Source organism: Methylobacterium sp. 4-46 (genome assembly GCF_000019365.1).
In the GTDB taxonomy this organism is placed as follows: domain Bacteria; phylum Pseudomonadota; class Alphaproteobacteria; order Rhizobiales; family Beijerinckiaceae; genus Methylobacterium.
Genome location: NC_010511.1, coordinates 1,881,689 through 1,895,348 on the forward strand (window position 1 = coordinate 1,881,689; position 13,660 = coordinate 1,895,348).

Sequence of the window (13,660 nt, forward strand, 5' to 3'; positions counted from 1 at the left end):
CGGGCTCGGCCCCCGGGCTCAGCCCCCAGGGCTCAGCCCCCGGCGGGCACCAGCCCCGGCAGGGCCCGCACCATCGCCCGGAACTGGTCGCCGCGATCCTCGAAGCTGCGGAACTGGTCGTAGGAGGCGCAGGCGGGCGAGAGCAGCACCACCGCCTCGGGCTCGCCGGCCGCGTCCTCGGCCGCCCGCGCCACCGCCCGGTCGAGGGTGCCGCAGCGGATGACGGGCGCGTGGCCCTCCAGGGTCGCCGCGAAGGCCTCGCTCGCCGCGCCGATCAGGTAGGCCCGCGCGATGCGGGGGAAATAGGCGCGCAGGCTCTCGATCCCGCCCTCCTTCGGCTTGCCGCCGAGGATCCAGTGCACCCGCGGGAAGGCGGCCAGCGCCTTCTCGGTCGAGTCGGCGTTCGTCGCCTTCGAGTCGTTGATGAAGAGCACGCCCCCGCGCCGCCCGACCTCCTCCATCCGGTGGGGCAGGCCGGGGAAGCTGCGCAGCGCCCGCGCGAAGGCGTCGGGCGCGACGCCGAGCCCGCGCGCCACCGCGTAGGCGACGGCCGCGTTCTGCCAATTGTGGGCGCCGCGCAGCGAGGCGATCCCGGTGAGGTCCGCGACCGGGGCGGGGGGCTCGGCGGTGCCGTCGATGAGCAGGCCGTGCCGGGCGAGGATGCCGGGCGCCTCAGCCCCCTCGCCGACATGGACCCGGGTGAGCGGGCCGTCGCGCCGCGCCGAGATGGCCCTGGTGTAGTCGTCGTCGACCCCGATCACCGCGTGGTCGGCCCCCGCGACCAGGCGCTCCTTGATGGCGGCGTAGTTCTCCATCGTGCCGTGGCGGTCGAGGTGGTCGGGCGTGACGTTGAGGAGCACGCCGATGCTCGGTGCGAGCGTCGGCGTCAGGTCGATCTGGAAGGACGACATCTCGATCACGTGGACCCGGTCGCGGGACGGGGGGGCGAGCGAGAGGATCGCGGTGCCGATATTGCCGCCCATCTGGACGTCGTGGCCGGTCTCCCGCAGCACGTGCGCGATGAGCGCCGTGGTGGTCGACTTGCCGTTGGTGCCCGTGATGGCGACGAAGGGCGCGTCGGGCGCGCTGGCGGCGCGCTCGCGGCAGAACAATTCGATGTCGCCGATCACCGGCACGCCGGCCTCGGCGGCGCGCTTGACGGTCCAGTGCGGCTCGGGATGGGTGAAGGGCACGCCGGGGGCGAGGAGCAGGGCCGCGAAATCCGCCCAGGCGGCCTCGCGCAGGTCGGCCGTGGCAATGCCCTGCGCGGCCGCTTCCGCCATCCGCTCCGGGTTGTCGTCGCAGGCGATCACCGCGGCGCCGCCGGCCCGCAGGCTGAGCGCGGTGGCGAGCCCCGAGCCTCCGAGGCCGAACAGGGCGAGTGTGCGGCCGGCGAAGGTGGTGCTGGGTGTCATCGGTCCCCTCGGTGAAGCCGCGCGACCCTAAGCATCATTCGCCGAACTGGCCACCGGTCCGGCGGCAAAAATGATGCGGGAGCGGGACCCCGAGCGGGCGCGCCTCGTGCAGCTCCGCGCGGGGTCCCGCTCCGGGGAGGACGCGGCCGGGCTCGCGCGCCTCGGGCGGGTGCGGGGCCGTTCGCCGCTCACGCCGCCCGCACCAGCAGCGCCAGCGCGGCGACCCCGATCACCGCGAGCGTCGCCAGGATTCCCCGCCCCGGCAGGCGAATTGGCGGGGCGAGTTCTTCGGGGCGAGCATGCCGACCGGATGCAGCAGCCGGGCGACGAGGAGCACGATCAGCAGCCCCTGCACCAGGGCGTGGCGGGCGCCCCCGGCCTCCAGGAGGCCGATCAGCAGGAGCGCGAGGGGCACGTATTCCGAGAAATTGGCGTGCGCGCGGATGCGCCTCAGCAGCGTCCCGTTCCCCGCATCGCCGTGCAGGACCCCGGAGGCGACGCGCCCCGCGATCACCCATCCGGCGAGGCCCAGATAGGCCAGCGCCAGCAGGGCGGCGTAGACCGCCGTGGTGGCCGGGAAGATCATGCGGTGCTCCGGGCAAGGGGGGTCGTACGACGGATGGCTTCGCCATCTCCCCTTTCGGCCATGCGGATTTGGGCTTCGCTCAGGCGCCGCGCGGGCGTGTCAGACGCTGTCCGGACGTGATCGTCCGGAAAGCATCTCAGAGGCCCATCCGCGCGAGCGAGTCGGGCTCGCGGATCGGGCAGCCATTGTGCTCGGCGCGGAAGCGCGCGGAATGCGGGTAGACCGCGCGGCGCGCCCGCATGATGGAGCCGAGGGGCCGGTGCGCCGCGATCCCATGCCAGGGGCTGAAGGCGAGACCGTCCTCGATCGCCCGCACCTTCTCGGGACTCCAGGTCTCCTGGGGCGGCACCGTGATCCGCGCCACGGTCCGGTAGGGGCTCTCCTCCTCCGGCCAGGGCACGGAGGCGTCCTCGATCGGCATCGTCTCGCGGTTCGTCCAGAGCTGCGCCCGCAATTCCCAGACCGCCTCGTTCTCCTCGAAGAAGGCCGAGACCGCCTCGCGCAGCCCGTCGGGCCGGCCGGTGACGGACAGGGAGGCGCCGGCGAGCGCCCGCAGGGCCGGCGAGGCGGGCGCCACCGCGACCTTGGCGACGTGATCGCCCCAGCGCAGGGGCGCCTGGCTGTAGAACGTCTCGCCGAGGATGTGCGTCTCGGGATGGCCGCCGAGGGCAATCACGGTCGGGCTCCCGGTGCCGAAAGTCTCCAGCACGGTCTCGACGCCCCGCAGCGTGGCCGAGAAGGCTTTCTTGAAGATCTGCGGCGTGTCGGTCGTGGCGGCCAGGAGCTTGAGGCTGCCCAGGAAGGCGGCCGCGTCCGGCGCCACGAAGGCCGGCGCGTCGGCCAGCACGAAATCCTGCGTCGTCCCCTCGGCGCCCGGCAGGCGCTCGCCCGGCACCTCCAGGATCTTCAGGGCGAGGCCGCGCGGGGTCGAGACGCTGTCGTCGAGGATGTCGCCCGGATTGGTCGAGAGGCGCAGCACCGCCTCGTGAGTCCCGGGCCGCGCGAAGGCGCCCTGCGCCAGGTCCGGCGGCAGCCCGGGCAGCACCTCCAGGGTGCCGGTGAGCAGCCCGTGGCACTTGGCGTGCACCCCGCGCACGGCCCGCCCGTAATCCTCCAGCGTCGTGCCCTGGATGCGCGCGAAGGCCGCGATCATGCCGGCCTGGACCGCCTCCTCGTCGGGCCCGATCACCTCGATCTCGGGCGTGTAGGGGAGCGGGTCGGGCATCGGAGACCTCCGCGACAACGAGGCGAGGGTTGCGTCGCGGGGCGACGAGCCTCAAACACGGCGCCGCGGACCCGGTTCCGCAGCGCTGCCCCGCACTTGCCCGAGAGGCCCCGCACTTCCCCGAGAGATCATCCCGGCGGCCGCTCGGTCAAGCGGCCCCGGGCCGGTCCCGTCCGAGCCCGGTCCGGCGGGCGAGGGTGGCGAGGTCCGGCGCGCCGGCCTCGCGCATCGCCGCGAGGGCGATCTGCGCGCAGGCGAAGGCGTCCTCGCCGGCATCGTGGTGGCGCAGCGGGATGCCGAGCCGCTCGGCCAGGATCGGGAGCCGGTAGCGCGCCTCCCCGGGCCATTGCCGCCGGGCGAGCTGGACCGTGCAGAGGGAGGTGAAGCGCGGCCGCGGCAGCCCGCAGGCGGCGAGCGCCGCGCAGAGCACGCCGACGTCGAAGCTCGCGTTGTGGGCGAGGACCAGGGCGCCGGCGATCTCCGGCAGGAAGGGCGCCATCGCCTCCCCGAAGGGCTTCGCGTCCGCGACGTCCTCCGGCCGGATGCCGTGGACGCGGATGTTGAAGGGCGAGAAGCGCAGGTCGGGCGGCCGGATCAGGCGGGCCTCGCGGCGCACGACCCGCCCGTCCTCGATCCAGGCGAGGCCCACCGCGCAGGCGCTGTCCCGGCGCTCGTTCGCCGTCTCGAAATCGATCGCAAGCGTTCGCATCGGCGGCGGGTGGCGAGGAATTCCGCCGGATTTCAGGCGGCCTCCACCATCGCCAGCCACTCGGCCTCCGAGATGACGCGCACGCCGTGCTTCTCGGCGTCCTTCAGCTTCGTGCCGGCGCCCGGCCCCGCCACCACGAGGTCGGTCTTGGCCGAGACCGAGCCCGAGACCTTGGCGCCGAGGCGCTCGGCGGTGGCCTTGGCCTCGCTGCGGGTCATGCGCTCCAGGCTGCCGGTGAAGACCACGGTCCGGCCGCTGAACGCCGCCGCCGCGGCGGGCGGGGCGGCGCGCTCGGTCCGCACCTGCGCGAGCAGCGCCTCGACCGCCGCGACGTTGTGCGCCTCCGAGAAGAACTGGATCAGCGAGGCGGTCGTCACCGCCCCGATCTCGCTGTCGTCCGCGAGGTGGCGGTAGGCGTCGCCGGGGCGCTGGCGGCAGGCCCGCATCACGGCCGCGCGCACCCCCTCCGGGCTGCCATAGGCCTCGAGGAGCGCCTCCTTCTGGGCGGCGCTCAGCCGCGCCACGGTGCCCTCGGCGAGGAGGTCGGTCTCGCCGGCTTCCGCCGCGGCGAGAAGCCGCTCGCGCGTCGTCGGGCCGACCCGGTTGAGCGCGGCGAGCCCCACCCAGTCCGGCCCCGGCTGGTGCGCGGCCGCCGCCCGCACGCCCTCCATCAGGGCGGGCATGTCGGGGAAGTGCTTGGCGAGGGCCTTGGCGGTCGCCTCGCCGACCTGCTCGATGCCGAGCGCGAAGATGAAGCGGTTGAGGGGAACCACCCGCCGGGCCTCCACGGCGGCGAGCAGGTTCCTGATCGCCTTGTCCTCCTCGCTCGCCTTGGCCTTGGTCTTGCGGGCCTCGGGCGCCTTGCCGGAGGCGAGGGCCCGCTCCGCCGAGAGGGCTTGGCGGCGGGCGACGATCGCGGCCTTGAGCGGCGCGAAGTCCAGCCGGAACAGGTCGGCGGGCTGGCGCACCAGCCCGGCCTCGAACAGGGTGGTGATGGAGGTCTCGCCGAAGCCCTCGATGTCGAGGGCGTTGCGCGAGACGAAGTGCTTGAGCCGCTCCTGGCCCTGGGCCGGGCAGATCAGGCCGCCGGTGCAGCGGCGCACCGAATCGAGCTTGCCGGTGCGCGGGTTGTAGGAGCGGACGGCGTGGCTGCCGCAGGCCGGGCAGATCTCCGGGAAGCGGTAGGGGACCGCGTCCGCCGGGCGGCGCTCCAGGACGACGTCGGCGACCTTGGGGATGACGTCGCCCGCGCGCAGCACCACGACGGTGTCGCCGACCCGCACGTCCGAGCCCCGCGACAGGTCGACGTCGGTCCTGAGCGCGAACCCGTCCCAGATGTTGATGCCGCTGCGGATCGGGGTCCCGTCCGCGTCGATGCCGCGCACGTAATCCTCGTTGTGGAGGGTGGCGTTCGACACCACCACGCCCCCGACCGTCACCGGCCTGAGCCGCGCCAGCGGGTTGAGCGAGCCCGTGCGCCCGACATTGATCTCGATCGCCTCGATGGTGGTGACGGCGCGCTGGGCCGGGAACTTGTGGGCCAGCGCCCAGCGCGGCGCGCGCGCGACGAAGCCGAGCCGGCGCTGGAGGGCGAAGGAATCGACCTTGTAGACCACGCCGTCGATGTCGTAGCCGAGATCGGCCCGCTCGGTCTCGATGGCGCGGTAATGGGCGAGCATCTCGGCGACCGAGGTGCAGCGCGTCGTGCGCGGGTTCACCGGCAGGCCGAAGCGCCGGAAGGCCGCGATCAGCCCGCTCTGCGTCTCGGCCGGCCAGGTCGACATCTCGCCCGCCGCGTAGGCGAAGAAGCGCAGGGGCCGCGAGGCGGTGATGCTCGGGTCGAGCTGGCGCAGCGACCCCGCCGCGGCGTTGCGCGGGTTGGCGAAGAGCGGCTTGCCCGCCTCCTCCTGGCGCGCGTTGATGGCGGCGAAATCCGCGTGCGAGAGGTAGACCTCGCCGCGCACCTCGCAGATCTCCGGCACGTCGGGGCCGGCGAGCCTCTCCGGGACCTCGCGGATGGTGCGGACGTTGGCGGTGACGTCCTCGCCGACCTCGCCGTCGCCGCGGGTGGCCGCCGTGACGAGGCGCCCGCCCTCGTAGCGCAGGGACAGGGAGAGCCCGTCGATCTTCGGCTCGGCCGTGACCGCGAGGGACTCGGAGGCGGGCAGGCCGAGGAAGCGGCGCACGCGCTCCACGAACTCCTCGATCTCCTCGTCCGCGAAGGCGTTGCCGAGGGAGAGCATCGGCACGGCGTGGCGGACCTTGGCGAACTTGTCGGAGGCCTTGGCGCCGACGCTGGCCGAGGCCGCGCCCGTGCCGGCGAGGTCGGGGAAGCGCTCCTCGATCGCCTCCAGGCGGCGGCGCAGGGAATCGTACGCGGCGTCCGAGATGATCGGCGCGTCCTCGCCGTGGTAGCGGCGGTCGTGCTCGGCGATCTCGGCGGAGAGCGCCTCGTGCGCCGCGCGCGCCTCCTCGGCGGTGATCTCTTCGACGGGGCGGGTCGTCTGTGCGGCCATGAGCAACCGGGGTCGATGGGGCTGGGCGGAGGCTGGGCGGAGTCTAGCGCTGCTCCGGTTAACGCCCAGGGGCAGGGCAGGGCAGGGCAGGGCAGGGCGCCGGCGCCGGATCGTACTCCGTGGCCGCCCCATCGACCGGCCGATCCACCCCCACCCCGTGGGCGCCCGCGGCCTTTATCAATGTTCGCGGGGCCTCGCGCCCGAAACCGATGCGGCATGCCGGTTGCTCTCCTGACCGGGCGCGCTACCCTCGTTCTCGATCCAGGAAAGAGACCACGTCCGTGACCGCCAAGCCCCTGCTCGCCGCCCTCGCCGGTGCGGCCCTGCTCGCCGCCAGCCCGCTCCAGGCCAAGACCCTGGTCTACTGCTCGGAAGGCTCGCCGGAGAACTTCTACCCCGCGGTCAACACCACGGGCACCACCTTCGACGCCAACGCCCAGATCTACAACAACGTCGTCGAATTCGAGCGCGGCGGGACCAAGGTCGTGCCCGGACTCGCCGAGAGCTGGGACGTCTCGCCGGACGGCACCGTCTACACCTTCCACCTGCGCAAGGGCGTCAAGTGGCACAACACCAACCGCGCCTTCAAGCCGAGCCGCGACTTCAACGCGGACGACATCATGTTCTCGATCGAGCGGCAATGGAAGGAGGATCATCCCTTCTACAAGGTGACCAGCTCGAACCACTCCTATTTCAACGATATGGGACTGGCGAAGCTGCTGAAATCGGTCGAGAAGGTCGACGATCACACGGTGCGCATCACCCTCACCCGGCCCGAGGCGCCGTTCCTGTCCGACCTCGCCATGTCGTACGCGGCGATCCAGTCGAAGGAATACGCCGACGCCATGCTGAAGGCCGGCACGCCTGAGAAGATCGATCAGTCGCCGATCGGCACCGGGCCGTTCTACCTCGTCCAGTACCAGAAGGACGCGATCATCCGCTACAAGGCCTTCCCCGAGTACTGGGGCGGCAAGGCCAAGATCGACGACCTCGTGTTCGCCATCACGCCCGACGCCTCGGTCCGCTGGGCCAAGCTGCAGAAGGGCGAGTGCCACGTGATGCCCTACCCGAACCCGGCCGACCTCGACGCCATCCGCAAGGACCCGGCCGTGCAGGTGCTGGAGCAGCCGGGGCTGAACATCGGCTACCTGTCCTACAACGTCACCCGCAAGCCGTTCGACGACGTGCGCGTGCGCAAGGCCTTCAACATGGCCATCAACAAGAAGGCCATCATCGACGCGGTCTACCTCTCGACCGGGATCGCGGCCGTGAACCCGATCCCGCCCTCGATGTGGTCCTACAACAAGGACGTCAAGGACGACCCCTACGATCCGGAGGCGGCGCGGAAGCTGCTCGCCGAGGCGGGCTTCCCGAACGGTCTCGAGACCGACATCTGGGCGATGCCGGTGCAGCGGCCCTACAACCCGAACGCCCGACGCATCGCCGAACTCATGCAGGCCGACCTTGCCAAGGTCGGCGTGAAGGCGGAGATCAAGTCCTACGAGTGGGGCGAGTACCGCAAACGCATGCAGGCGGGCGAGCACCAGACCGGCATGCTCGGCTGGACCGGCGACAACGGCGACCCGGACAACTTCCTGCACACGCTGCTCGGCTGCGACGCCGCCAAGAACAACGGCGGCAACACGTCGAAGTGGTGCGACAAGACCTTCGACGACATCGTGGTCAGGGCCAAGACCCTGACCGACCAGGCCGAGCGCACCAAGCTCTACGAGCAGGCGCAGGTCCGGTTCAAGGAGGAGGCGCCCTGGTTCACCATCGCGCACGCGGTGCAGCTGAAGCCGGTGCGCAAGGAGGTGATCGACTTCAAGCTCTCGCCCTTCAGCCGCCACGTCTTCTACGGCGTGGACATCAAGGGCTGAGCCGACGGGCGGCGCCCCTGGCGCCGCCCGCCGCGCGCCGCGCCGATGCTGCGCTTCCTCCTCACCCGCCTGGGCCTGATCGTGCCGACCTTCATCGGCATCACGCTCGTGGCCTTCTTCCTGATCCGTCTCGTGCCGGGCGACCCGATCGAGACCATGGCGGGCGAGCGGGGCATCGACCCCGCCCGCCACGAGGCCCTGCGCCACGAACTCGGCCTCGACCGGCCGGTCCTCGTCCAGTACGGCATCTATCTCGGGCGCCTGCTCCACGGCGACCTCGGCAAGTCGATGATCACGCAGGAGAGCGTGATCACCGAATTCGCCAGCCTGTTTCCGGCCACCGTCGAACTCGCCCTCTGCGCCATCGCGTTCGCGATCCTGCTCGGGGTCCCGGCCGGCATCCTGGCGGCGGTCAAGCGCAACTCGATCTTCGACCACGGCCTGATGGGGCTGTCGCTCGCCGGCTACTCGATGCCGATCTTCTGGTGGGGGCTGCTCCTCATCCTGCTGTTCTCGGTGCAGTTCGACCTCACCCCGGTCTCGGGCCGCATCGCCGTGCAGTACTACGTCGAGCCGGTGACGGGCTTCCTGCTCGTCGACAGCCTGCTCTCGGACGACAGGGGCGCGTTCGGATCGGCGCTCGCCCACCTCGTGCTGCCGACGGTGGTGCTCGGCACGGTGCCGCTCGCCGTCATCGCCCGCATGACCCGCTCGGCCATGCTGGAGGTGCTGGGCGAGGACTACATCCGCACCGCCCGCGCCAAGGGGCTGTCCTCCCTGCGGGTGGTGGGGCTGCACGCGCTGCGCAACGCGCTGATCCCGGTCGTCACCGTGATCGGCCTGCAGGTCGGGGTGCTGTTCACCGGCGCGATCCTCACCGAGACCATCTTCTCCTGGCCGGGGATCGGCAAGTGGCTGATCGAGGCGATCGGGCGGCGCGACTACCCGGTGCTGCAGGGCGGGATCCTGCTGATCGGGGCGGTCGTGATGACCGTGAACCTCCTCGTCGACCTCGCCTACGGGGTGATCAACCCCCGCATCCGGCACACCCGATGACGGATCCTGGAGGAGCGCCGATGAGCGTCGAGGTGATGGAGACCCCCGCCGCCGCGGCGCCGAGCGGCGCGCCGCCGCATCCCCTGCGGGAATTCTGGACCGCGTTCCGGGCCAATACCGGGGCGGTGATCGGGCTCGCGGTGATCGTGGCGGTGCTGCTGCTCGCCGCGCTCGCCGACGTGGTGGCGCCGCATTCGCCGACGCTCACCGACAACGCGATGTTCCTCAAGCCCCCCTTCTGGCAGCAGGGGGGCTCGCTCGCCTACCCGCTCGGCACGGACGCGATCGGGCGGGACATTCTCTCGCGGCTCATCCACGGGGCGCGGCTGTCGCTGGCCATCGGCATCGCGGTGGTGGGGCTCTCGATCCTGGTCGGCACCGCGCTCGGCCTCGCGGCGGGCTATTTCCGCGGCATCGTCGACATCGCGATCATGCGGGTGATGGACATCATCCTGACCCTGCCGAGCCTGCTGCTCGCCATCGTCATCGTGGCGATCCTGGGCCCCGGCCTGATGAACGCGATGCTGGCGGTCGCCGTGGTGGTCCTGCCGCACTACGTGCGCATCGCCCGCGCGGCGGTGCTGGCGGAGGCCTCGCGCGACTACGTCACCGCCGCGAAGGTCAGCGGGGCCGGCACGCTGCGGGTGATGCTCCGCGAGATCCTGCCGAACTGCGCCGCGCCGCTCATCGTGCAGGCCTCGCTCGGCATCTCGACCGCGATCCTCGACGCGGCGGCGCTCGGCTTCCTCGGCCTCGGCGCCCAGCCCCCGTCGCCCGAATGGGGCACGATGCTGGCCGATGCCCGCGAATTCGTCCTGCGCGCGTGGTGGGTCGTCACCTTCCCGGGGCTGATGATCCTGATCACCGTGCTGGCCTTCAACCTCCTGGGGGACGGGCTGCGCGACGCCCTCGACCCCAAGCTGAAACGGTAGGCCCGTGTCCCTGCTCGAGATCGACAACCTCACCGTCGAGTTCCCCAGCGCGGGCGGCGTGATGCGCGCCGTCGAGGGCGTCTCGCTGCGCCTCGACCAGGGCGAGGTGCTGGGCGTCGTCGGCGAGTCGGGCTCCGGCAAGAGCGTGACCATGCTGGCGCTGATGGGCCTCGTCGGCTATCCGGGCCGGGTCCGCGCCGACGCCCTGCGCTTCGAGGGCCGCGACCTCCTCGGCCTCTCGTCCCGCGAGCGCCGGAAGCTCACCGGCAAGGACGTCGCGATGATCTTCCAGGAGCCGACGACGAGCCTGAACCCCTGCTTCACGATCGGGTTCCAGCTCGCCGAGACCCTGCGCCTGCACGAGGGGCTGGGCCGGCGCGCCGCCCGCGACCGGGCGGCGGAGCTGCTGGGACAGGTCGGCATCCCGGCCCCGGGCAGCCGGCTCGACGCCTATCCCCACCAGCTCTCGGGGGGCATGAACCAGCGGGTGATGATCGCCATGGCGATCGCCTGCAACCCGAAGCTCCTGATCGCCGACGAGCCGACCACCGCCCTCGACGTCACCATCCAGGCCCAGATCCTCGACCTGCTGCTCACCCTGCAGAGGGAGCGCGGCATGGCGCTCGTCCTCATCACCCACAACATGGGCGTCGTCGCCGAGACGGCGCAGCGCGTGATGGTGATGTATGCCGGGCAGGTGATGGAGGAGCAGCGGGCCGAGACGCTGTTCTCCGCCCCCCAGCACCCCTACACGGCGGCCCTGCTGGCGGCGCTGCCCGAGCGCAGCGAGGGCGGGCGGCTCGCCACGATCCCGGGCGTGGTGCCGGGGCTGCACGACCGGCCCGCCGGCTGCCTGTTCTCCCCCCGCTGCGCCTTCGCGACCGAGCATTCGCGGCGGGTCCGCCCCGATCTGCGCGACGTCGGTGCGGGGCGGGTGCGCTGCCACTACCCCCTGGGCGATCCCGGGCGCGCGGACCGCATCGCCGCGGACGGGCCGGTCGGCGCCACCGCGGGGGCCGCCTCGTGAGCGCCCCCGTCGTCGAGGCGAGGGACCTCACCCAGATCTACGAGATCCGCCGCGGCCTGTTCCGGGCGCCCGCCCGGCTCCAGGCGGTGGGCGGCATCTCCTTCACGGTCGAGCCCGGGCGCACGCTCGCGGTGGTGGGCGAATCGGGCTGCGGCAAGTCCACCCTCGCCCGGATGGTGACGCTGATCGAGCCGCCCACCGCCGGCGCCCTCACCCTCGACGGGATCGACGCCGTCGCGCCGCCGCCGGAGGCGCGGTCGCGCCTGCGCCGCAGCGTCCAGCTCGTCTTCCAGAACCCCTACGGCTCGCTCAACCCGCGCCGCAAGGTCGGCACCATCCTGGAGGAGCCGCTCGCCATCAACACCGACCTGCCGCGGGCGGAGCGCACCGCCCGGGCCCGCGCCATGCTGACCAAGGTCGGCCTGCGCCCGGAGCATTACGGGCGCTACCCGCACATGTTCTCGGGCGGCCAGCGCCAGCGCATCGCCATCGCGCGCGCCCTGATGCTAAACCCCAGGCTCGTCGTGGCGGACGAGCCGGTCTCCGCCCTCGACGTGTCGATCCAGGCCCAGGTGCTGAACCTGCTCGCCGACCTGCAGCGGGAGCTCGGCCTCGCCTACCTGTTCATCTCGCACGACCTCGGCGTGGTGCGCCACATCGCCCACGACGTGATGGTGATGTATCTCGGCCTCGTCATGGAGCAGGGCGAGAAGGAGCGGATCTACGCCGCGCCGCTCCACCCCTACACGCAGGCCCTGCTCGGGGCGACGCCGGGCCTCGCGGGGGCACCCGGCGCCGCCGGCGCGGCGCGCCGGCGCGTCCTGCTGCGGGGCGAGCTGCCCTCGCCCCTCGACCCGCCGCGGGGCTGCGTGTTCTCCACCCGCTGCCCGCACGCCACCGACCTGTGCCGGGCGGAGCGCCCGCCCCTGCGTCCGGTCGGCGGCCGGCGCGTCGCCTGCCACTACGCCGAGACGTTCCTGGCCGAGGCCCCGGCCGCCTGAGCCGCGCGGCGCCTCATCCGACATCCGGTTGATGGCTTTCGCCATGCGGATGTCGTCCTCGCTCAGGCGCCGCGCAGGCGCGTGATCCGGGATCCGCTTGATCAAAGCGGATCCCGGATCAGCCCATCTCGGGCAGGGCGCGGCTCCAGCGCTGCGCCCCGTCGAGGAAGGCGCGGACGAGGGGCTGGTTGCGCCGCTCGGCCGGCGCGATCGCGTACTCGTCGATGGCGAGGCGGGCGTCGGTGATCGGCACGTAGGCGAGGCGCGAATCGTGCCCGAATTCCCGGTCGGCGACCACCCCGCAGCCCAGCCCGCCCGCCACCGCCTCGCGGACCCCGTCCCGGGTCGAGATCTCCAGGATCGGCCCGGGGACGACGCCGTGCTCGGCGAGGTTGGCCTCGAGCACCGCGCGGGTGCGGGATCCGCGCTCGCGCAGGACGAGGGCGAGGCCGGCGAGGTCGCGCATCGCCACGCGCCGCCCGGCGAGCCGGTGGCCGCGCGCCACGCAGAGGCCGACCCGCATCGACATCAGGTAGGTGGCGTGGATCTGGTCGGTGTCGGGCCGGCTCGCGGTGACGCCGACATCGGCCCGGAAGTTCTGCACCTGCTCGATCACGCGGTCGGAATTGTCGATCACCAGCGAGAAGGTCAGCCGCGGGCGTTGCTGCTGCAGCGTCCGCAGGATGCCGAGCGGCAGGACCGGCCCGTCCCCGGCCACCCGCAGGTGGCCGGCCTCGCCGTCCGGCGGCGCCCGGCGCAGGAAGCGCTGCGCCTCGGCCTCCGCCTCGAACAGGCGCGTCGTGATGGCGAAGAGCCCGCGCCCCTTCTCGCTGAGCTCGGCCCCCCGCGGCTTGCGGTCGAAGAGGTGGACCCCCGAGGCGGCCTCGAGGTCGCGGACCTGCCCGGACAGGCTGGACTGGCTGACGGAGGCCTGCCGCGCCGCCTGGGTGAAGCCCCCCGCCATGGCGACCAGGTGGAAGGCTCGCAACTTGCTGATCGACATGGCTGCCGCCCGTTCCGTCGCGTGACGCCGGATCCGCGCCGACGCCGCCGGGCGCTGCCGCGCAGCCGCGGCCCTGCCGCCGGCCGGGCTCCCGCGGCGCCCGACCCGCGGCCGCCCCCCGGGACGGAGCCGGATCCTCGCGCGCCGTGCTAGGATGTGAACTGCAACACGCTGATGACGCAAGCTGATCCGCGCCATCCATCATCCCGGGCGATGGCCCGCATCGAGAACCGGGATGGAACGACGTTCGATTTCTTGCGGGATTGTCACAGGCCGGTTCGGCTTCGCTTGCTAGCCGCTGCGTCAGGCG

General features: G+C 72.6%; 9 protein-coding genes and 2 pseudogenes. 5 read left to right on the top strand and 6 right to left on the bottom strand.

The annotated features are described in order from the left end of the window. Positions 1–32: 32 nt before the first annotated feature. The 5 genes and pseudogenes from murD to ligA all read right to left on the bottom strand — a co-directional run bounded on the left by murD (position 33) and on the right by ligA (position 6,451). On the bottom strand, positions 33–1,415 hold the full coding sequence (gene murD, locus M446_RS07935) for a UDP-N-acetylmuramoyl-L-alanine--D-glutamate ligase (protein ID WP_012331589.1): 1,383 nt from the start codon (positions 1,413–1,415) through the stop codon (positions 33–35). A 188-nt stretch (positions 1,416–1,603) separates the two neighbouring features. Then, positions 1,604–2,001: pseudogene (locus M446_RS07940) on the bottom strand (MAPEG family protein). Positions 2,002–2,137: 136 nt separating this feature from the next. Then, complete coding sequence (locus tag M446_RS07945) at positions 2,138–3,226, bottom strand: catalase family protein (RefSeq protein ID WP_012331591.1); 1,089 nt, start codon at positions 3,224–3,226, stop codon at positions 2,138–2,140. 175 nt (positions 3,227–3,401) lie between these two features. Continuing rightward, positions 3,402–3,935 (bottom strand): annotated as a pseudogene (locus M446_RS07950) (3'-5' exonuclease); the annotation flags it as partial. A gap of 32 nt (positions 3,936–3,967) precedes the next feature. Then, positions 3,968–6,451 carry an NAD-dependent DNA ligase LigA gene (gene ligA, locus M446_RS07955; RefSeq protein WP_012331593.1) on the bottom strand — a complete coding sequence of 828 codons (2,484 nt, stop codon included), beginning with the start codon at positions 6,449–6,451 and terminating at the stop codon, positions 3,968–3,970. Positions 6,452–6,732: 281 nt separating this feature from the next. Between ligA and M446_RS07960 the strand changes: the two genes are divergently transcribed. Genes M446_RS07960 through M446_RS07980 form a run of 5 tightly spaced genes read left to right on the top strand, consistent with a single transcriptional unit; the run spans position 6,733 to position 12,347 of the window. Then, positions 6,733–8,331: an ABC transporter substrate-binding protein gene (locus M446_RS07960; protein WP_012331594.1), complete on the top strand. Its 1,599-nt coding sequence runs from the start codon at positions 6,733–6,735 to the stop codon at positions 8,329–8,331. Between the two features lie 45 nt (positions 8,332–8,376). Next, positions 8,377–9,387 carry an ABC transporter permease subunit gene (locus tag M446_RS07965; protein ID WP_012331595.1) on the top strand — a complete coding sequence of 337 codons (1,011 nt, stop codon included), beginning with the start codon at positions 8,377–8,379 and terminating at the stop codon, positions 9,385–9,387. 20 nt (positions 9,388–9,407) lie between these two features. Beyond that, complete coding sequence (locus M446_RS07970) at positions 9,408–10,319, top strand: ABC transporter permease subunit (RefSeq protein ID WP_012331596.1); 912 nt, start codon at positions 9,408–9,410, stop codon at positions 10,317–10,319. A gap of 4 nt (positions 10,320–10,323) precedes the next feature. After that, positions 10,324–11,346 (top strand): ABC transporter ATP-binding protein, encoded by a 1,023-nt coding sequence (locus tag M446_RS07975; protein ID WP_012331597.1) that lies wholly within the window; start codon positions 10,324–10,326, stop codon positions 11,344–11,346. Further along, positions 11,343–12,347, top strand: coding sequence for a peptide ABC transporter ATP-binding protein (locus tag M446_RS07980; protein ID WP_012331598.1), 1,005 nt, complete (start codon positions 11,343–11,345; stop codon positions 12,345–12,347). The genes M446_RS07975 and M446_RS07980 overlap by 4 nt, the downstream gene beginning before the upstream one ends. A 118-nt stretch (positions 12,348–12,465) precedes the next feature. On the opposite strand, the gene M446_RS07985 is transcribed toward M446_RS07980, so the two are convergent. Beyond that, the gene (locus tag M446_RS07985) at positions 12,466–13,350 is read right to left on the bottom strand and encodes a LysR family transcriptional regulator (RefSeq protein WP_012331599.1); all 885 of its coding nucleotides are present in this window, start codon (positions 13,348–13,350) and stop codon (positions 12,466–12,468) included. Between the last annotated feature and the right edge of the window lie 310 nt (positions 13,351–13,660).